Origin of the sequence: Campylobacter sp. LH-2024 (genome assembly GCF_048270605.1) — a bacterium.
Taxonomy (GTDB): Bacteria; Campylobacterota; Campylobacteria; order Campylobacterales; family Campylobacteraceae; genus Campylobacter_D; species Campylobacter_D molothri.
In genome coordinates this window covers 808,779-829,130 of sequence record NZ_CP168139.1, presented here as the reverse complement: position 1 = coordinate 829,130, position 20,352 = coordinate 808,779, and the positions used below count along the sequence as shown (strand labels likewise).

Sequence of the window (20,352 nt, the reverse complement as noted above, 5' to 3'; positions counted from 1 at the left end):
TTTTAAACTATCTAAAAAATCCATTTATTTTCCTCTTTTAATTTTTTCAAGTGTCGCTGCAATAACAGCCACTATCTCTTCTTTGTTTTCATGATGATAATCTTGTGTTTTTTCTAATAACTCTTGCAAATGAGTTTCTATAAAAGAAGTATCAAAATAACCTCTTCTAAATTCTTTTATTTTAGTAATCGCAATTAAAAATGGTATTGTTGTCCTAATATCTAAAGTAAATTCTTTCAAAGCTCTTTCAAGTTTATTAACTGCTAAATCATAGCTTGTTGCCCTAACAATCAATTTAGCAAGCATGGAATCATAATAAGGCGGTATTGTATAATCCTTATAAATATGGCTATCTACTCTTACAGAAGGACCTAGTGCTGGATAATATTCATTGATTTTACCTACGCTTGGAGTAAAATTTTTCCACACATTTTCAGCCGTAATTCTAGCCTCTATGGCAAATCCTCTAGGTTTAATATCACTTTGCTCTATATCTAAAATTTCTCCAGCAGCTATACGAATTTGATGTACGATAAGATCAACCCCTGTAATTTCTTCTGTAACAGGATGCTCAACTTGAATTCTTGTATTCATTTCCATAAAATAAAAACGGTTATAATCATCAAGTAAAAATTCTATCGTCCCTGCATTGGTATAGCCTACTGCTTTAGCTGCTGCAATAGCAGTTACCCCCATAGTTTTTCTAAGATTGTCAGAAATACTAGGACAAGGTGCAATTTCAATAATTTTTTGATGTCTTCTTTGTATAGAACAATCTCTTTCACAAAGATGTATTATATTACCATAATTATCACCTAAAATTTGAAATTCTATATGACGAGGATTTATAACAAATTTTTCCATAAATACTTCATCATTTTTAAAATAAGCTAATGCTTCCCTTTTACAAGAATCAAAAGCATTTTCAAGCTCTTCTTGCTTATAAACAACGCGAATTCCTCGCCCTCCTCCGCCACCTGAAGCTTTTAAAATTACAGGGTAGCCAATTTTTTCTGCAATAATTTTAATTTCATCTATACTGTAAGAATTTAATTTCTCAGTACCTGGGACAATAGGAATTCCATTTTGTGCCATCAATTTACGCGCAATATTTTTATTACCCATTTTATGGATTATTTCAGATTTTGGGCCTATAAAAATAATATTTGATTCTTCGCAAGCTCTAGCAAATTCGTAATTTTCACTTAAAAATCCATAGCCAGGATGAATAGCATCAGCACCACAAGCTTTAGCAACCTCTATAATTCTTTCAATGTCTAAATAACCCCTTATAGCATCTTTACCAATTTGATAAGCTTCATCAGCAATTTTTACATGCAAACACTCACAATCAGGCTCGGTATAAATTGCAACACTTTTAATATGCAAATCCCTACAAGCTCGAATAATTCTAACGGCTATTTCAGCACGATTTGCTATAAGAATTTTATGAATTTGCACCATAGTTTGCCTTTAAAAATAATAATACTAAAAGCAATTCTATCAAAATATCCTTATAAAAACTTAGCAAAAAAATTAATTATTTTAGTTATAATAAAACTTTATAAATTTTATTTCCAAGAAGAAAAGTAAAAATCAAAATGGTTGCTGATAAGAAATTATTTTATTTAAGTTGTATATTAATTACTATAGGAATAGTTTTTTCATACTCACTAACAGTTTTTACTGTACTTTTTTTCAATTATAATGAATTTCATTTTTTTACTCGCCAACTTTTTTTTGGAGTGAGTGGAATTTTAATCATGTTTTTTATCTCAAGACTTGATCCAGATAAAAAAAATTCTGAAAGAATTATTCTTGCTATTCTTATTATTTCTTTTATTTTTATCACAATCTTACCTTTTTTACCTTCGGCCTTGGCAACAGCTAGTGGAGGTGCTAAAAGATGGATTCGCTTAGGTCCACTTTCTATATCTCCGGTTGAATTTTTTAAAATAGGTCTTATTTATTTTTTAGCTTGGAGTTATACAAGACGTATTGATGATAGTAAAAAAGCAATTAAACATGAAGTTTTAATTCTTTTACCTTACTGTATTGTTGCAACTATAGTGATAGGATATATTTATATTACACAAAATGATTTAGGACAGAGTGTTATTTCTTTCTTTTTGATTTTAGCTTTAGCCTTTTTTGCAGGAGCTAGCAAAAGACTTTTTGCTTTTGGAACTTTAATCATTATGATGGTTGGAATAATGGTTATTTTTAGTAATCAAAGGCGTATTCAAAGAATTGCATCTTGGTGGGGAAATATACAAGATGCGTTTTTGCCAATGCTTCCTGATTGGATGGCAAATGCTTTACGAGTAAGTACCAATACGGAACCTTATCAAATCTCACACTCTTTAAATGCTATAGCTCATGGGGGAATATTTGGAGAGGGTTTAGGGCTTGGAACTTTTAAATTAGGTTTTTTAAGCGAAGTCCATACCGACTTTATTCTCTCTGGTATCACAGAAGAAATCGGACTTTTTGGACTTGGGATTATCTGTTTTATTTATCTTTGGATGATTTTAAGAATTTTTAGAATAGCTGGACGTTGTGACAAAAAAGAACACTTTATTTTTTGTTCTGGTATCGCTTTACTTTTACTTTTTTCATTTTTTATGAACGCTTTTGGTATTATTTCTCTTACTCCTCTTAAAGGTGTTGCAGTTCCACTTTTAAGCTATGGTGGAAGTTCCATGTGGGCAATTTGTATAGGTATTGGATATGTATTGATGATTTCTAAAAAGGTTAAATTATGATTGTTTTAACTGGAGGTGGCACGGGTGGACATTTAGCCATAGTAAGATGCTTATTAGAAAGTGCACAACGAAAGAATATAGCTTGTATTTATATAGGCAGTGAAAATGGGCAAGATAAAACGTGGTTTGAAAAAGAAACGCGCTTTAAGAATAAATTCTTTCTAAGCTCTAAGGGAGTTATCAATCAAAGTAAATTTAACAAAATCAATTCTTTTTTACATATCCTAAAACTTTCTAAAAAATGTAAAAAAATTTTTAAAACCTATAAAGTAAAAGCTGTCATTAGCGTAGGAGGATACAGTGCAGCTCCTGCATCTTTTGGAGCTTTGTTTTCTGGCATACCTTTATTTATACATGAACAAAATTCAAAAAGTGGTTCCTTAAATAAACTTTTAAAACCTTTTTCTAAAAAATTTTTTAGTGCTTTTGAGGAAGATTTTACACCTTATCCTGTAGCAGATAAATTTTTTAATCATGCAAGAATTCGTAAAGAATTAAAAAATATTATTTTTCTAGGAGGATCTCAAGGAGCTAGTTTTATCAATGAATTAGCCATACAATTAGCACCTAATTTAAATGAAAAAAATATCCATATTATTCATCAATGTGGAAAAAATGATTTACAAAAGTACAAACAAATTTATAAAACTTTAAATATCAAAGCTGATATATTTGACTTTAGTCCGAATTTAGAACAAAAGATGCATAAAGCAGATTTAGCTATATCAAGAGCTGGCGCAAGTACGCTTTTTGAACTTTGTGCTAATTCTTTACCTGCTATTTTTATTCCTTATCCTTATGCAGTCAAAAATCATCAATACTTTAACGCTAAATTTTTACAAAATCAAAATTTATGTAAAATTTTTACACAAGATAATGCCAATATAGATGAAATTTTTAAAACTATTTTAAATATAAATTTAGAAAATATTTCCAAAGGTTTGCAAGATATTATTCAAAAAAATGGATCAGATATTTTACTTAAAAAAATACTTAAACTTATTTGATAACTTGACTTTTATAGGATAAATATCCAACGATATTTACTATAATTCCGATTGCAAAAAGTATTACAATAGCACTTGAAAAATTTCCAAATTGATCATGTAAAAGTCCTATAATCCACTGACCTTGTGCAGCAATTAAATACCCAAAACCTTGAGCAAAGGCTGAAAGTCTTGCTGCTATTTGTGCATTATGACTTTTTTGGGCAATAAAAAGTAAAACTATACCAAAAACCCCGCCCCAAGGAAAGCCCATAATAAAAGCACCTAAAATAATCATAAATTCATTATTAAAAATAAGTAAAATCCCAAAAGATATAGCATACATGGCGCACAAAATCGCAATATAGCTTGTATGATATTCTTTTTTAATTTTACCCAAAAGCAAAGGGCCAAAAAGTGAAACTGGCATAGCGATCAATTGTCCAAATAAAAGCGTATTGGTTGCAAAATCTTTGCTAAAACCTTTTTCGGTTACTATTTGAACATACCAAAAAAATAAAGAATACGCCAAAAAGCTTTGAAATCCCATAAAAAGAGTAATTTTCCATGTTGTAGGATGTTTAAAAATATTCACTTGCTTAGAAGAAGGTTTTTTAGCTCTAAAAAGTCTTCCATTTTTGGCTTGAGGAAAATAAATCACTAAGGCTATAAAAGCAAAAATAGCCCAAAATACCATAGCTAAAGATAAATTGAATATATGAAGTAAAGGTGTGGCTAAAGCTATGCCCACTATAGAAGAAACACTTAAAATAAAACTATACAAACCCATAACGCTAGACATTTGTTTAGGAAATTTTTCCTTAATAAAACTTGGCAAAACTACATTAGCAATTGCTATACCACAACCTATAGCAAGCATCCCTATAAATAAACCATAAACTCCAAAATAAGAACGCAAAAGTTCGCCAATAAATATCAAAAAAATTCCTACAATAACTGCACGGATAACAGAAAAATACCCCACAATAAAAGAAATACTTCCAAAAGCCATCAAAGGCAAACTGGTTAAAATTCCTATCAAAGTAGAATTTAAATCAAACTCTTTTTTTATAATATCAACCATTGGCCCTATCGTTGTGATAGGGGCTCTAAGATTAAAAGCTATAATAATAACAATAAAAATATTAAGCCAAAAAATTTTTTTAAAAGAAGTCATAATTACCTTTACTTAAGTTCAACCTTAAGTATTTTACCCTCTGCCATCTTAGGAATCCATAAATTATTTTTATCTAAAAATATATCCGCTGGTCCTTTCATAAAAGGAAGATCAAGTTTTTTAACACTTTTATTTTTTAAATTTAAAGCATAAATCACACCTTTTAAATCTTTTCCCCAAGAACTTACATATAAAATATTATTTTTTAAAACTATGCCATCATAAGGTTCTTTTTCGCTTCTGATCACTTGAATTTTCTTATTTTTAAGATCATAACTTAAAACCACTCCTCCACTAACTCCACTAGGATCGTATCCGGCTATATAAAGAAGGTTTTGGTGTAAAAACAAACCATTTGGCCCACCATATTCTTTAAGATCTAATTTTAACAATTCATCATATTTTTTTGTTTTTAAATCAACTTTATGGACAATACCTGTTCCTGTATCGCTGATTAAAAGCGTTTTATCATTGAGTTTTTCTATATCATTAAGAAAAATCGCTCCTTTTATAGGCAAATTAAAAACTTCTTTTTTATTAGATAAATCAAAACCTTTTAAAGTATCAATATCTACAACATAAAGAATATTACCAATTTCCATCATGCCTTTTGGAGCATCTAAGTCATTTAAAAATTTATATTCTAAAATTTTTCCATTTTTATCAAGTTTAGAAATAAAACCATCATGATCTTTAGCTAAAGGCTCAAGTTTTTTACCGACATTGGAAACATACATAGCGTTTTTATCCACAAAAACACTTTCAGGACTTAAAAATCCATCGATTTCTTGATATTTTAACTCACCAGCTAAAGCACAAGTTGCTAATAAAGCTAGACTTAAAATATATTTTTTCATTTTTATCTCCTTTTTAAAAAATTAATAAAATTATATATTTTTTAAAAAATAAAATGTATAAGTTTTTTGATTAAAAATATAAGTTTTTTGATTTTTGATATTGTTTAGGGGTAATTTTGTAAGTTTTTTTAAATCTTTCTATAAACCAAGATATAGAAGAAAAAGAACATTCAATTGCTATTTCATTGATATTTTTTTTAGAAAACTCAAGTAAAAATTTAGCCTTTTGTAAGCGTTTTTCATCTAACCATTTTTTTGGACTGATTTTAAAACATTTTTTAAATTCTCTAGAGAAACTTGCTAAATCAAGTTTAGCAAAATCTGCCATTTCTTGAACATTTAAAAATTCTTTTTCACAATATTCAAAAAGCTGAGATAAATCTAAACGAAATTCTTTTAAAATTTCGGCTAAAAAAGTAATAAAATTTGAATTTTTATTTAAAAGCAAATGCAAAAAAATCTCTTCAAATTTTAAATTAATAATAGGATCTAAAATTTGTGTATTTTCTTCAAAATATGGATTGAAACTATCTAAAATTCCTTGTAAAATTTTATCATTTCTAATCCAAAAAATTTCATTATCTGAGCAAGAATAATTAAAATTCAATAAATGCTTATATTTATAGATAAGCTCTATTAAAAAAGCATTATCAAAAAAAAATAAATACGCTTCATAAATTCCATCTTTTAATCCTATATTACTTAAAGTATAATTTCCTGATTTTAAAAATAAAACTTCATAAGAATTAATTCTATAATCTTTTTTAGAAGTATGTAAAATTTTATAGCCTTTTTTAACAAAGGTTAAGAGGTGTTTTTGCAAATTAATATAATTAGAATGAAAAGAATCTTTTTGAATATATCTTGCAAAAGTACAAAACTGAAAATTCTTATAATCAATATTTTTTAATTTTCTAAGATCCTCAGGTAAAATTATATGTTTACTCGCATTTTTGTCTGCATTCATTTAAATAAACTTTCAATTTTTTTCCATTCATTAAAGCTTCTCTCATGCAAACTCCAGCTATATCTAAATTTTTAAGCTTTTCGATATTCTCCAAATTGATTCCGCCTATAGCATAAAGTGGAATTTTGCTAAAAGCAAGCAAAGAACTTAAAAATTCAACTCCTTTGGGCTTTAAATCTTTCTTGCAAGAACTTTCAAAAATATGTCCAACAAAAGCATAATTGACCTTATAATTCATAGCCTCTAAAAGTTCTTCTTTACTGTGAATAGAAGTTCCAAATAAATGAAAATATCGAGCTAATCTAGGTTCTTGTCTTAATAAATCAAGTGGAGCATGAAAATATTTATGATTTAATTTTAAACATTGTCTATCAAAAAAATGCAAAATACAAGTAAGTTTTTGTTTGGAACAAATTTGCAAAACCTCTTTAGCTAAATCATAATACTCAAATTCACTCAAATCCTTTTCCCTAAGCACAAAAGCATCTATGCCTGATTTAGCAATTCTTTCAACTTGCTTTAAAAAATCACCCTCAACGATTTTTCTATCACTTATAGCAATTATCTTTTTATCCCACATAGATACTATCACTCATTACAGCTTGCAAATTTGCATTTTTAAGCATAGTTAAAATTTCTTCAACACTCCTTTCATCCGAAATTTCAAACTGATCATCGCCTTTTTTCTCACCGCTATGCTCACCAATTCCTACGCTAACTCCTGCACTCATTTTAGTTGCTCCAAGCTTAATCACCTCGTCCCTAAAACCTATTCTTTCACGGCTTGATATAGTAATACCTGCGAAAGGTAAAAAAAGTCTATATGCACAAAGCACTTGCAAAAGACGTTTTTCACTCACATCTTTAGGATGAATTTTGGCATTATTGATAATAGGTCTTAAGCGTGGCACAGAAAGAGAAATCTCAGCATGTGGATATTTTTGCTGTAAAAAATACGCGTGTAAAGCCGTAGCTAAAGCATCTTTTCTAAAATCATCTATACCCAAAAGTGCAGCAAAAGCAACTCCTCTCATACCTGCCTTTAAAGCTCTTTCTTGAGCATTAAAACGATAAGGGAAAATACGCTTTTCACCACCAAGATGAATTTTAGAATATTTTAAAGGATTGTAAGTTTCTTGAAAAATTGTCACATAATCACAACCATTTTCATGCAAAATTTTATATTCATCCTCATTCATAGGATAAATTTCAACCCCTATAACTTTAAAATACTCTTTTGCAATAGCACAAGCTTTTGCAATGTATTCTACATTTGCAAATTCTCTTCCTTCGCCTGTTAACATCAAAATTTCTTGCAAACCTGTTTTTGCAATCGCTTTCATCTCTTGATGAATTTCATCTTCATTAAGCTTTGCTCTTGCGATTTTATTACCCTTTTGAAAACCACAATACACACACTTAGAATTACAATAATTTGACAAATAAAGCGGAGTAAAAAGCGATATAGAATTTCCAAAATATTTTATTTTTGTTTTTGATGACTTAAAAGCTAATTCTTCGATAAATTCTTCAGCCGCACTTGAAAGCAAAGCTTTTAAATTTTCTATGCTTAAATGCGTAGAATTTAAAGCTTTTTCAACATCTTTAGAGCTAAATTTAGCCTCATCATAATCTTGAATTTCAAACAAAACTTTATCTAAAATATCACTTTTTATTTCTTGCATGTGAGGCAAATATTGCATAAAATCTTGCATGATCAATCCCTTAAAAATCCTGTTAAAGGAGAACTTGCCTTAGCATCGCTCACACTTGCTAAACCAGCTAAATAACCTTCTCTTCCCGCTTTTATCGCCAAAGAAAAAGCTTTAGCCATTAAAGCGATATTTTTTGCTTCAGCTATGGCTGTATTTGCCATAACAGCACTCACTCCCATTTGCATTGCCTCGCAAGCTTGAGATGGGCTACCAATACCTGCATCTACGATAATAGGAAGATCAATTTCATTGAGTAAAATTTGTATAAATTCTTTAGCGCACAAGCCTTTATTGCTTCCTATGGGTGCAGCCAAAGGCATAATAGCCGCAGCTCCAGCATCTCTCATCGCTCTAGCTACATAAAGATCAGCATACATATAAGGCAGGGGCGTAAAACCATCTTTTGCTAAAAGCTCGCAAGCTTTGATTGTTTCGTAATTATCCGGCAATAAATATTTACTATCACTAATCACCTCGATCTTTATAAGCTCTCCACACCCAAGCTCCCTTGAAAGCCTTGCTATACGTAAAGCTTCTTGAGCATTTCTTGCCCCTGAGGTGTTAGGCAAAAGAGTGATATTTTTTGGAATATAATCTAAGATATTTTCAACCTCTCCTGTATAGGCACGACGTAAAGCAAGAGTGATGATCTGCGCCCCTGCTTCTTCGATGGCTGATTTGATCAACTCAAGTGAAAATTTACCCGATCCTAAAATAAAACGTGAGTTAAATTCATATTTTCCAATTTTTAATTTATCATCCATTTTTTACTCCTTGCTAGCTAAAAGTTCTAAAACCAAATTAGCTTGATGTCCTGCACAAATATTAACCCGTGGTGCCATCAGTCCATTTCCAACTTGTGCTGCATTGACCAAATCCCCACAAACATAAAAATTTTTTGCAATTTTTCTCGTTTGTATGCTATTGCTATCGCCATAACCTGCCAGCCCTGAAGCACAGATTAAAGTTGTATCAGGATAAAATTTATGAAAATTTTGCGCGATCATAGCTTTTGCCAAAGGCGTATCAAAGGCTTCACAAACGATATTTACACCCTCAAATAAATGGGCTAAATTTTGCTCATCTATCTTTAAAGTTTCGATTTCAATTTGTGTGTAAGGATTGATTTCTTTGATTTGCTCTTTTAAAGCCTCGGTTTTAAATTTACCCAAATCACACACGCGATAAGCTTGGCGGTTAAGATTGCTAGGCTCTACTACATCAAAATCGATGAGTTTTAAAGCCCCTATTCCACTTCTTGCTAACATGATAGCTATGTGAGAGCCAAGACCTCCTAAGCCACACACCGCAACGCTTGCATTTTTTAATTTATCATGAAGTTTTGGAGTATGTCTTGCTCTCATCATCGCATCAAGCGCATCTTTTGGAGGCAAAGTATTTTTTTGTATGCAAAAAAGCTCATCATTTTCATTTAAATTTAGATCTTCTTTTGTCGCAAAACCATTGACTATCCAAACATCATTTTCATTTTCACTCACACTTTTAAAAAATTCCAAAGTGCTTTTAAAAGAAGTTTCAAGCTCTTTACCATTGAATTTTATTTTCATCAACCACCCCCTACAAAACTTACAATTTCAGCCTTATCATTTTCTTTTAAAATCAAATTTTCAAAACGATCCTTTGGGATAATTTCTCCATTTAATTCTAAGGCAATAAGTTCGATTTTATAACCCTTTTCTTTTAAAAAATCCATCAATCTTAATTCTTTTAAATCAAGTTTTTCACCATTGATAATCATTACTAACCTCTAAAAATTTTCTATAAAATCTTTATAAATTTCACAAAGTTTTTCAAAATCTTCTACACTTACTCTTTCATCAATAGCATGAATTCTATCGTTGCATACTCCAAATTCGCATACACTTATACCAAATTCTGCTAAAAATCTTGCATCACTTGTGCCGCCTTTGGTATTGAAACTCGGAACGCGTTGCGTGATCTTTTGAATGCTTTCGTTTAATTTTTGTACCACTTTATTATCATGATGAGTTAAGAAAGGTTTTGAACTTTGTTTGATTTCTAATTCATAATTTAAACCATGACAAATTTTATCGATATAATTTTTCACATCATCTAAAGTCGTATCTGGAGAATTTCTAACATTAAACATCAATTTTAGATCATTTGGGGTCACATTGCACACCTCAAGTCCTCCCCTAATATCAGTAATGACTATCTTAGAAGGAGTAAAATCCGCACTACCAGGATCAAGATCAAAACCTGCTAAAAATTTCAAAGCATGAGAAAAATCATGAATGGGATTGATACATTTTTCAGGATACGCAACATGTCCTTGTTTTCCACGTATGAGAATTTTTCCATTGATAGAACCTCTACGTCCTATTTTAATACTATCCCCTAAATGTTTGTCGCAAGTTGGCTCACCTACTATAGCAAAATCAGGCAAGATATTTTCTTCTTGCATGAATTTAAGAAGCTCTAAAGTGCCATATTTTGCTTCTCCTTCTTCATCACTTGTTAGCATTAAAGAAAGTCTAGAACCTTTAAAATTCGCATTTTTAGCCGCATGGATAAAAGCAGCCACACCGCTTTTCATATCTTGAGCACCCCTTGCATAAATAAACCCTTCTTTTTCTACAGGTTTAAAAGGATCACTTTGCCAACCCTCACCCGTAGGCACAACATCTACATGACCGCAAAACGCTAAATGATCACCTTCATCTTGAAATTTTTTTGTCAATAATAAATTTTTTACACCCTCTTTTTCCACAAAAAAAGCTTCAAAATCGCTAAGTTCTAAGGCGATAAAATTTAAAATCCCATCATCTTTTGGCGTGATGGATTTAAATTTTAAAAGCTCAATTAAAAGTTCTTTAGCATTCATTTTTTATCCTATAAAAGTTTTATACAATAGACTAAGAGCAAAATATTCTATAATCAAAGCTGAAACTATATTTACAATCTTAATAACCTTTGCGCCAAAGAAATGTTTATATCTAGCCACAAAAAAAGACAAGGCAAAGACCCAAGCTATGATGGAAATAACAAGCCCAACAGTCATAATATAAGGATGCCCATCTGCGACGATCACCCCAGCTGTACTTAACCAAAATCCTATAACAAAAGGATTGGTTCCATTTAAAAAGCATCCTTTAATATAACTTTTTAAAAGACTTTCTTTAAAATCTTGATTTTGCACATCTAAAGCTTCGCTTTTTTTTCTAACCATCAAAAAAGCCATATAGCTTAAAAAACAAAAGCCAAAAATAGCCAAGATATATTTAAAAATATCATTGTTTAAAAAGCCCAAAAGCCCAAATTGCAATAAAAAAAGATAAAGCATATCGACACTAAAAGCCCCAAAGCCTACCGCTAATGAATTTTTAAAAGATCTTAAAGCATAGGTTAAGATCAAAATATTAACTGGCCCAAAAGGAACACTAACGCCAAATCCTAAAATCAATCCATTCAACAAAGAATCAAACATTAACTCTCCATAAATTCTTCAATATCTAATGCAATTTTATCAATCGCACCTACAACATCTTCAATATAAATTTTATCAAAATATTTTTCTAAATTATCATCTTTATCATAAATATTTAAAATACTTTTTTCACACATGCTAGCGTATTGCCCCACTGGCAAAACTGCTCCGCTTGTGCCTATACTGATAAAAAGCGAAGTTTGTTCAAGCAAAGAATAAAGAGTGGCATACATAGGCGCTGCTTCTTCAAACATGACTATATTGTGTCTTAAATTTTCACTTTTGCATTTAGGGCAAATTTTACCGGTCATTTTTTCATAGCTGATGCTAAAAATTTCACCACATTTTAAGCAACGAAGTTCAGGTAAAAAGCCATGCAAATGGATCACATCTTTACACGCTGCACGCTCAAGCAAATCATCGACATTTTGCGTGATCACAAAAAGATTTTTACCCCATTTTTGCTTAAGTTCTGCTATTTTTTTATGGGCGTGATTTGGCTCTACATTTTTAAGCTGCTCTCTTCTTTCATCGTAAAAATCAAGCACTTTTTTAGGATTTTTCCTAAAAGCTGTTGCAGAGCAAACCTCCATCACATCGTATTCTTCCCAAAGTCCGTCATTGTCTCTAAAGGTTTTAAGTCCGCTTGGAGCAGATAACCCTGCTCCACTTAATATCATAATGTTTTTCATTGCTAAACCTTGAATTTTTTAAAGTCTAGCACAAAATACTTTAAGAAAATAAATATTTTTGCAAGATTTTTTCTTTTTCTTTTTCTATTTTATCAAGTTTTATCTTGTTTTTATTGATTAATTTCTCAACCTTGTCAATTATACTCACTATTTGGTTTTGAAATTCCAAAGAAGGAACGGCAATTCTTAATGCTTTTATCCTATCTATCGAAGCTCTAAGATTCCTTGAAAACCCTTGTTTTTTACCAGCCTCGCCTAAAATATAGCTTATATATTTAGTATTTATTTTTGTATCATCAGCTCTTAATACTCCGCAATGATCCGTTGGATAGAATTTTTTGTTTTTTGGCATAAAATTTACCATCCAATCTCCATCTATACCCCATAAAACAGAATCGCTGTCATAATCTTTTAAAATTTCTTTATTAACAAATCCAAAAATTTCTAATACATTTGCACTATAAACAGGAATTTCTCCATTCTCAAGCAATTCATTATTTAAAATTCTTTTTCCAATGCTTAATTTAAAAATTGAATTTGATAAATTATATTCTTTTATTGTTTTATTAAATTCTGCTAAAAATTCATTGTCTAAATTTATTTTACATAAATTATTAATTTTAGTTAAAATAGAATTTAACTCATCCTCCTTATAACTTTTGCTCACAATACCGCATTTTTGCAATACAGCTTTAATTAAGTTTTGATATTCTTTTATACTTGTTTTTATATTATTATATTGCTCTTCTATTTTTTCACACTCTTCTACGATTTGTTTTTGAATTTTAAGCGGCGGAAGCGGAATTTTTAAATCTTCTAACATTGGTTTGGAAATATTAGGTTGTGCTGAACCATAAGCTTTATATAAAATTAAATCTTTTAAAGATTGTAAAATTATATTTCTATAGTTTGGGATAATTTTTGTTGATTTGATTTTTATATTTCCAACTCTTTGATTTAAGTATGCAACTTCTTCATTAATATAAACGCCAGTTTTGCCAGTTGTTGCGCCTGACATTGCTATAAGAAAATCACCTTTATTTACAATCAAGTTTTTAAATGCCTGATTTTCTTTAATTTTTACCGATTTTAATATTGTAACTTCATTGTTATTGATATCTGAAATTCTAATTATAGGAATTCCATTTTCAATAAAATCATTGCTTTTAAATGGATAACCATTGGATATCTCACACACTTCCCCTAATCTCACCAACTCAAACTTAGAATTCTTAAAAGGATTTAACTCATCTTTTGATTTTACATTTAAACTTATAGCCTTATTAAATTCCACCTTTTCAAAGTCTATCATATCGACAAGTCTTGCTTTGGTAGCGTAGTCTTGTAATTCTTCTGGGATGTTGCCGAGTGTATTTAAAAAAGATTTGCAAATTAAAGTATTGAGTTTGGATTCATTTTGTGGGTTAGCTCTTTCAAAAAGTGGGCTAAGATAAGGTTGATTTAGCTCTTTTAATCCCTCATCTCCTTTGCGATTGCTCCACTCATATCCTAAAAATTTCTTTTGTTCTTTTATATCATTGGGTGCTTTTATGATTAAAACTTCTTGATTAAGGCTTAGAGCAAAATAAAGCAATTTATCTTTTTCTATTTTTTGAGCATAAGCTAAAAAGGCTTTATGCTCTAAATCTTGTTTGTTTTTACTCTCTTTGTAAGCTTTGGATTCTTTAAGTTTTTTATAATCACTTGTTTGCTTAAAAGCATTGTGATAATCTTTAAAGCTTTCTAACTCTGCAAGATTAGAATCTAATTTGCCATTTAAAAAATTCTCGTAAAGTTCTTTGTTAAATTTTCTAAAATCACAATACGCGTTTAAATAATTTTGATCAAAATTTTCATTATCTTTTAAATTTTCAGCTTCTATGCGATCCTTGATTAAGCTATAATCTTGAGAAATTGATTCGTTTTCTTGTTTGAAAGTTTCTTTTTTGCTTAAAAATAAAATGATTGTATTGGTTCCGGTTGCTCCAAATGTTTGACTTCCAAGCTCCACAATAGCAATAAAATTAAAATTTTGAAATAAAATTTCTCTTGTATGTTTATAAATAGAATCCTTATTTAAAATAGAACTTGGCAAAATGATGGCAGCTTTTGCATTGTCTTTTAAAATTTGATTTGCTCTTTCTATAAAAAAGCATTCAATAGCATTGTTTGTTTCTATGTTTATATCATCATTAAAAAGTTTATAGCTCTTTTTAGATTTTTTACTCAAGGTTTCTAAAAAGCCTTTTACTGCATAAGGAGGATTGGCAATGAGTAAATCAAAACTACTTGATTCTATTTGAGGCTTTGCTTTTTCTCCTTCGAGATTGTTTGTATTTGCTAATTCAAAAGACGCAAGAGCGTCAGCGTATAAAATATTGATTTCATTTTGTCCATACATAGCACTTGAAACTTTTGAAACTTTACTCAAGCGATATTCTTTTTCAATACCATAAATATTTTTATAATGCTCCTTAAGCTCCTCTTCTTTTAAATATCGTTTAAGCTCGTTGGCATAGGTGTTTAAAAAATGCCCCGCACCACAAGCATAATCGATCACTTTTAAGGGCTTAGAATTTTGCTTAACTAAGGTTTCAAGTGGCAAAGAATACACGATAAATTCGCAAATTTGAATAGGTGTAAAAAATTGCCCTTCATCTTGCTTCATCCCTTTTTGCAAGAAAAGTTCAAAAAGATTTCCCAAAAATTGATTGGTGGAATTTTGAGTGAGTTTATAGCTTGAAAAAAGTTCGACTACTTCTTTTAATACTAACGCATTTTTTAAGAACAACTCTTTATTATGCACCTCTAAAAATGCAAAATCATTATTAGAATAGAATTTCAACTCTTTAATATAATTTTGCATTACTTCTTTTAAAGATTTTATCTTTAAACGTTTAAAATCTTTTTCTATGTCTTCATTAGACACAAAAGTAATTTTTTCACCTAAAAATTCTCTCATAGCTTCTTTATAAAGCCACATTAATCTATCTTGCATGCTAGCATAAGTATCAGCCATCACTCCAAAATAGCCAAATTTAAGATTGTCTTTATTAAAACTTTCATCATAAATCTTGCAAAGAAAAATATTTACAAGCTTATCAAAAGCATTTTCTTTTCCTGAAATATTATGCTTACGTAAAATTTTAGCAAATTCGTGGTATTTTCCTTCTTCTTTTAGCTCTTTGAGATTGTCAAAAGTTGGAATTGTCTCTAAAATTTTATAAGCATTGATATTGCTCTCAAAAATACCTTGTTCAAAATACTGTAACTCATAACTTTCTTTCCAAACTGTAAAAAGCTCGATATTGTTATTAGCGTTTTTGTAAGATTTTTCTAATTCTTTTTCTTGCAAGTATTCTTCATTGTCAAAAGTTTGTATGATATAGTTTTTATAGATTAGCTCATTATCATAATCACTTGTGTAAAGGCAAAGATATTTTACACCTTTTTCCTGCTGAAGATAAGAAAAAAGTTGTCCGCCGTATTCTTGCATTCTAACCCATTCTTTTGCAAATTCGCCATTTTTTAAATCAGTAGTTTTACATTCAATAATTAAATAAGGATTGTTTTCGTTATCTTTTATCAAAATATCAGCTTTGCCACCTTTTGCATCACGCCCAAGATTCCATCTTGGCTCTAATTCTAAATGTTCTGCTTTATAGCCTTTTTCTAAAAGTCTGTGCACACACTCAAACACTACAAAATTTTCAGGATGGGAAAAATTAGAAGTTGTTTTATCGTGAATTTTAATTTCTTTAGGATAAATGATTTCTTTATTTGCAAGATCTATGGAAAGTTTATATTTGCTAATTATTTTTTCATATTTTCCATCTTTTTGATTTGTAAAATTTAAACTTTCTAAAACATTTTTTAAATTATCTTTCGTAATCACATCCCATCCTTATAATCTGACAACCTTAGCACCAAAGCCACCTTGATTAATCGGTGCATCACTAAAGCTTTTTACGCTTTTGTGAGTTTTTAAAAACTCTCTTACAGCAAAAGCAAGTTTTCCTGTGCCTATACCATGATAAACAATCACCTCATCAAAACCCGCTATCAAAGCATCTGAAATGAATTTATCGAGTCTTGAAATCGCTTCATCACTTCTAAGCCCATGCAAATCCAAACTCACACCCAAATTACTAGGCTTTGTGATATTTATACTTGTTTTTGGGCTAGGTTTAGGGATGGAACCACTTTTTTTAAGAAGTTTTAGAGGCACACGAAGTTTTATCCCTTCGCTTTCCACTAAAGCATCATTTTTAGAAATTCCTACGATTTTACCTTTTATTTTTTCATATTTTACAAAATCTCCAACTCTTAATTCTTCATTTTGCTCCATACTTGGCAAAATGATATTTTTCTTAAGCTCATTAGCCTTATTTAAACTTCTTTGTTTTTCTTTGGTGTCTTTTAAACGTATAGTTTTTTTAGCTTCTTCTATGGCTTGATAAAATTTAAGCTCTAAATCCCTTAATTTTTGACGAAATTGACTTTCATTTTTTTCTTTTTGATCTTTTAAAGAAAGTAAAATTTCATCAATTTTTTGCTCTTTTTTATCTACCTCATCTAATTTTAACTTTAAATCAAGCTCAAGATTGATGTTTTTACTCACCATTTCTTCTAAATTTTGCTTATCTTCTCCATAAAGCTCTTTAGCTTTTTTAACTAAATTTGGTGGAATTTGATAACGCAAAGCTGTTTCAAAAGCATAAGATTTTCCTATGGTGCCTTTTAAAAACTCGTATTTTGGTCTTGAAAATTCCTCATCATATAAAGCCGCTATTAATTCAACTTGTTCATTTTCAGCTAAAAGCATAGCAAGGCGTTTATGGTGTGTGGTGATAATGATTTTTAGTTTATTAGAGATCAAATGAGAGATCAAAGTACTATACAAGCAAGCCGCTTCCTCAAAATCTGTTCCAAGCTCTATTTCATCTATGCCTAAAAGTAAATTTTTCTTTGTAAAAAGCTTGGAAAAATGAAGCATTCTTCCAGCAAAAGTAGAAATATCATTTTTTACATTCTGCGGATCTTCGATAATAGCATCAAATTCTTTAAAAGTCCCTATTTTACTTTCATCAGCTTTTATATGCATTGGTAAAAGATGTTTAGCCAAAAAACAAGCGCTTAAAATACTTTTTAAAAGCATCGATTTTCCACCGGCATTAACTCCGGTAATAATTAAAACTTGTTTTTTAAATTCAAGAGAAACACTTTTAGGATTTTTTAAAGCCGGATGTGCAAAATCTTTTAAAACAATTTCATCTGAATTTGCACATAAGATAAATTCATAATCTTTCTTTTTGGCCATCAAAACTCTAGCACTATAATGATCAAACAAATCAAAAGCATTATTAATAAATTTTAAAAACAATAAATTTTTAGTTAAAAAAATAGAAAAATTTTTAGCATATTCATAATAAATTTCTTCTTTTTGGTTTTGCAAATTATCTAAATCATTTTGCAATTTTTCAACACTTTCAGGGACGATATAAAATCCCCCTCCAGTGCTTCTTCCTACAATCTTTGCTTTTATGGCATGATTAAATCCACCTCTTACGAGTAAAGATTCCAAATTATTTACAAGATGTATTTGTGTATCTATAAGATAAGGGGTTAAGGATTTACTATAGCAATATTTTTTAAATTCAGCTTGTATGGCTTCATTTTTCATTTTAAAAGCTATATTTAAATTGATTAATCTTTCATCTAAATTTTCTTTTAATTCGCCCTTGTCATCAAATTTTTCACTAAGTTCTAAAATGCCATTTGGAAATTCAATTTTTTCAAGCCAAGTTTTTAAATGTGTTTCAAATTTTAAATTCTTTAAATATCCAAAATAACGAACAATCTTAACAAATTCATAAATTTCTGATAAATGCAAAACACCTTGCTTGCTTAAATGCATTAAAGCAAAATCTAATTTTTTTAAAGAAAGTGGAGGTTTAAATTCCATCCTTGAAAGTTCACAAATTCTTTCAAAATGCAAATGAGAATCTCCTTGCAAAAATATATCTTTTTCTCTTGCAAACAAACCTCTAAATTCGTCTAAATAAGCTTTTAAATCGAGCTTTAAAGCAATATCTTCCATTTATAACTCACATTTTCTTATATCAATAATTAAATTATCTTTTTTTGAAACAAAACTTTGTGTGCCACTTTCGTAATTAAAAAATTTATTCGAAACATTTCCCTCTTTACAAACAATATTTTCACCATGATTAAATTTTTCAATTAAAAATACTACTTTACTATCTTGTTTTAAATTTTTGTGCTCAAACCATACTGCAAAAACTATCAAAAATATAAAGAAAAAAAGATAAATCAATTTAAGCTTTAAGCTTGATTTTTTATTAAGAGTAAAAATAAAAAAAAGAAACAATAAAAAAATAAGAAAATATAAAAAAAATTTAATCATTCATTTGCCTTAATTTATTGCTGATATCCCCCGCTCCAAATCCTATAATAAGCCCTTTATCAAAAACTCTTCCTTTATCGCTAACCAAAAATTTACCCTCTCTTTTTATATCTTCTACAAATAAAGCATTTGGAAAGTATTTTTTTAAATCAATTTCAATTTTTTCTTCTCCTGCGGCATAAACTGGCAAAATGATAAGCTCATCAATCCCATCAAAAGCATAGACAAAATCTTGTAAATTTGCCAACAAACGCGTATAACGATGAGGCTCAAAAATAGCTGTGATCTTAGTATATCCACTAAGCCTAGCATACTCTTTGGCTGCTTTTAAAGTCGCTTTGATCTCGGTAGGATGATGACCATAATCATCAATTAAAGCTAAACTTTCATCTGCGTATAAAATATCAAATCTTTTTTTAATACCTTGATAATTTTTAAGTCTAGTTTTAATAGTTTGTATATCTAAAAAATTTAGAGCTGCTAAAATAGCCAAGGAAGCATCAATGGCTAAATGATACCCCATACCCAAAATATCAAAACTTCCAAAATCTTTAAGCTCAAAACTCATTTTAGGTTTGAAATTTTCTATTTTCATGGTGCAATTTTTAATATCTTTACTAGGATAAAGACGCAAAGCATCTGCTTTAAAATCTTTCAAAAAATCATCTTCTGCATTAATAACACGAATTTTTGCCATATCAAGAAATTGTGTATAAGCTTGATGTAATTTTGAAACTTTATTTTCATAATGATCCAAATGCTCCGCTTCAGCATTGGTAACAATAGCTAAATAAGGATTAGAATTTAAAAAAGAACTGTCACTTTCATCTGCTTCAAAAATAAGATTTTCACTTTCTTTATAAATCATATTAGAGCCAAATTCTTTTAAAATAGCACCTATAATAACTGAAGCATCGTCAAATAAAGAAGCTAAAATACTTGATGTGGTGCTCTTTCCGTGCGCACCAGCAACCGCAAAAACACGCTTATCTTGCAAAATGAGCGGCAAAGCTTCTTTTCTTGAAAGACATTTTATACCTAAAGATTTAGCATATTTAAATTCAGGATTTTCTTCCTTTATAGCCGCTGAATAAATAACTAAATCTTTATTTAAAACATTATCTTGATGATGGGGAATAAAGATCTTAACACCCTCTTTTTCAAGCTTCTTAGTAATCTTACTTTCCTTAAGATCACTCCCGCTAATCTCGCAACCCTTTTCCTTTAAAAATCTCGCTAGTGCAGAAATTCCTATACCGCCTATACCAATAAAATGAATTTTTTGCATATTTTAAGC

At 29.7% G+C, this 20,352-nt stretch carries 17 protein-coding genes and 1 pseudogene; 2 read left to right on the top strand and 16 right to left on the bottom strand.

Going from position 1 to position 20,352, the window contains the following annotated elements:
* Positions 1-24: 24 nt before the first annotated feature.
* Positions 25-1,464, bottom strand: coding sequence for an acetyl-CoA carboxylase subunit A (locus ACD570_RS04290; RefSeq protein WP_417904153.1), 1,440 nt, complete (start codon positions 1,462-1,464; stop codon positions 25-27).
* 137 nt (positions 1,465-1,601) lie between these two features.
* On the opposite strand from ACD570_RS04290, the gene ftsW reads away from it, so the two are divergent.
* Both ftsW and murG read left to right on the top strand, forming a co-directional pair.
* Positions 1,602-2,765, top strand: coding sequence for a putative lipid II flippase FtsW (ftsW, locus tag ACD570_RS04285; RefSeq protein WP_239820736.1), 1,164 nt, complete (start codon positions 1,602-1,604; stop codon positions 2,763-2,765).
* A pseudogene (gene murG, locus ACD570_RS04280) lies at positions 2,759-3,794 on the top strand (undecaprenyldiphospho-muramoylpentapeptide beta-N-acetylglucosaminyltransferase). Before ftsW ends, murG begins: the two are co-directional and overlap by 7 nt.
* On the opposite strand, the gene ACD570_RS04275 reads toward murG, so the two are convergent.
* The 15 genes from ACD570_RS04275 to murC all read right to left on the bottom strand — a co-directional run bounded on the left by ACD570_RS04275 (position 3,765) and on the right by murC (position 20,343).
* Positions 3,765-4,928, bottom strand: coding sequence for an MFS transporter (locus tag ACD570_RS04275; protein ID WP_417904152.1), 1,164 nt, complete (start codon positions 4,926-4,928; stop codon positions 3,765-3,767). The pseudogene murG and the gene ACD570_RS04275 overlap by 30 nt on opposite strands.
* 8 nt (positions 4,929-4,936) lie before the next feature.
* Positions 4,937-5,785, bottom strand: a complete 849-nt coding sequence (locus tag ACD570_RS04270) for a YncE family protein (protein WP_417904151.1) — start codon at positions 5,783-5,785, stop codon at positions 4,937-4,939.
* A gap of 70 nt (positions 5,786-5,855) precedes the next feature.
* Positions 5,856-6,752, bottom strand: coding sequence for an AraC family transcriptional regulator (locus tag ACD570_RS04265; RefSeq protein WP_337198740.1), 897 nt, complete (start codon positions 6,750-6,752; stop codon positions 5,856-5,858).
* Positions 6,727-7,332: a thiamine phosphate synthase gene (locus ACD570_RS04260; RefSeq protein ID WP_417904439.1), complete on the bottom strand. Its 606-nt coding sequence runs from the start codon at positions 7,330-7,332 to the stop codon at positions 6,727-6,729. Before ACD570_RS04260 ends, ACD570_RS04265 begins: the two co-directional genes overlap by 26 nt.
* Positions 7,322-8,467, bottom strand: a complete 1,146-nt coding sequence (thiH, locus tag ACD570_RS04255) for a 2-iminoacetate synthase ThiH (protein WP_337198739.1) — start codon at positions 8,465-8,467, stop codon at positions 7,322-7,324. Before thiH ends, ACD570_RS04260 begins: the two co-directional genes overlap by 11 nt.
* A gap of 2 nt (positions 8,468-8,469) precedes the next feature.
* Positions 8,470-9,231, bottom strand: coding sequence for a thiazole synthase (locus ACD570_RS04250; protein WP_337207325.1), 762 nt, complete (start codon positions 9,229-9,231; stop codon positions 8,470-8,472).
* Between the two features lie 3 nt (positions 9,232-9,234).
* Complete coding sequence (gene thiF, locus ACD570_RS04245; protein ID WP_337207327.1) at positions 9,235-10,038, bottom strand: thiamine biosynthesis protein ThiF; 804 nt, start codon at positions 10,036-10,038, stop codon at positions 9,235-9,237.
* On the bottom strand, positions 10,035-10,226 hold the full coding sequence (thiS, locus tag ACD570_RS04240) for a sulfur carrier protein ThiS (RefSeq protein WP_137623392.1): 192 nt from the start codon (positions 10,224-10,226) through the stop codon (positions 10,035-10,037). Before thiS ends, thiF begins: the two co-directional genes overlap by 4 nt.
* Before the next feature lie 9 nt (positions 10,227-10,235).
* The gene (gene dapE, locus ACD570_RS04235; protein ID WP_239819793.1) at positions 10,236-11,333 is read right to left on the bottom strand and encodes a succinyl-diaminopimelate desuccinylase; all 1,098 of its coding nucleotides are present in this window, start codon (positions 11,331-11,333) and stop codon (positions 10,236-10,238) included.
* A gap of 3 nt (positions 11,334-11,336) precedes the next feature.
* Positions 11,337-11,936, bottom strand: coding sequence for a LysE family transporter (locus ACD570_RS04230; protein WP_417904150.1), 600 nt, complete (start codon positions 11,934-11,936; stop codon positions 11,337-11,339).
* Positions 11,936-12,628, bottom strand: coding sequence for an NAD-dependent deacetylase (locus tag ACD570_RS04225; RefSeq protein ID WP_337208498.1), 693 nt, complete (start codon positions 12,626-12,628; stop codon positions 11,936-11,938). Before ACD570_RS04225 ends, ACD570_RS04230 begins: the two co-directional genes overlap by 1 nt.
* A gap of 40 nt (positions 12,629-12,668) precedes the next feature.
* The gene (locus ACD570_RS04220) at positions 12,669-16,523 is read right to left on the bottom strand and encodes a restriction endonuclease subunit S (protein WP_417904149.1); all 3,855 of its coding nucleotides are present in this window, start codon (positions 16,521-16,523) and stop codon (positions 12,669-12,671) included.
* 9 nt (positions 16,524-16,532) lie between these two features.
* Entirely contained in the window at positions 16,533-18,728 is a 2,196-nt protein-coding gene (locus ACD570_RS04215) for an endonuclease MutS2 (RefSeq protein ID WP_337202259.1), read from the bottom strand.
* Complete coding sequence (locus ACD570_RS04210; protein WP_234284753.1) at positions 18,729-19,055, bottom strand: hypothetical protein; 327 nt, start codon at positions 19,053-19,055, stop codon at positions 18,729-18,731. It lies immediately after the preceding gene.
* The gene (gene murC, locus ACD570_RS04205) at positions 19,048-20,343 is read right to left on the bottom strand and encodes a UDP-N-acetylmuramate--L-alanine ligase (RefSeq protein ID WP_337196331.1); all 1,296 of its coding nucleotides are present in this window, start codon (positions 20,341-20,343) and stop codon (positions 19,048-19,050) included. The genes ACD570_RS04210 and murC overlap by 8 nt, the downstream gene beginning before the upstream one ends.
* Between the last annotated feature and the right edge of the window lie 9 nt (positions 20,344-20,352).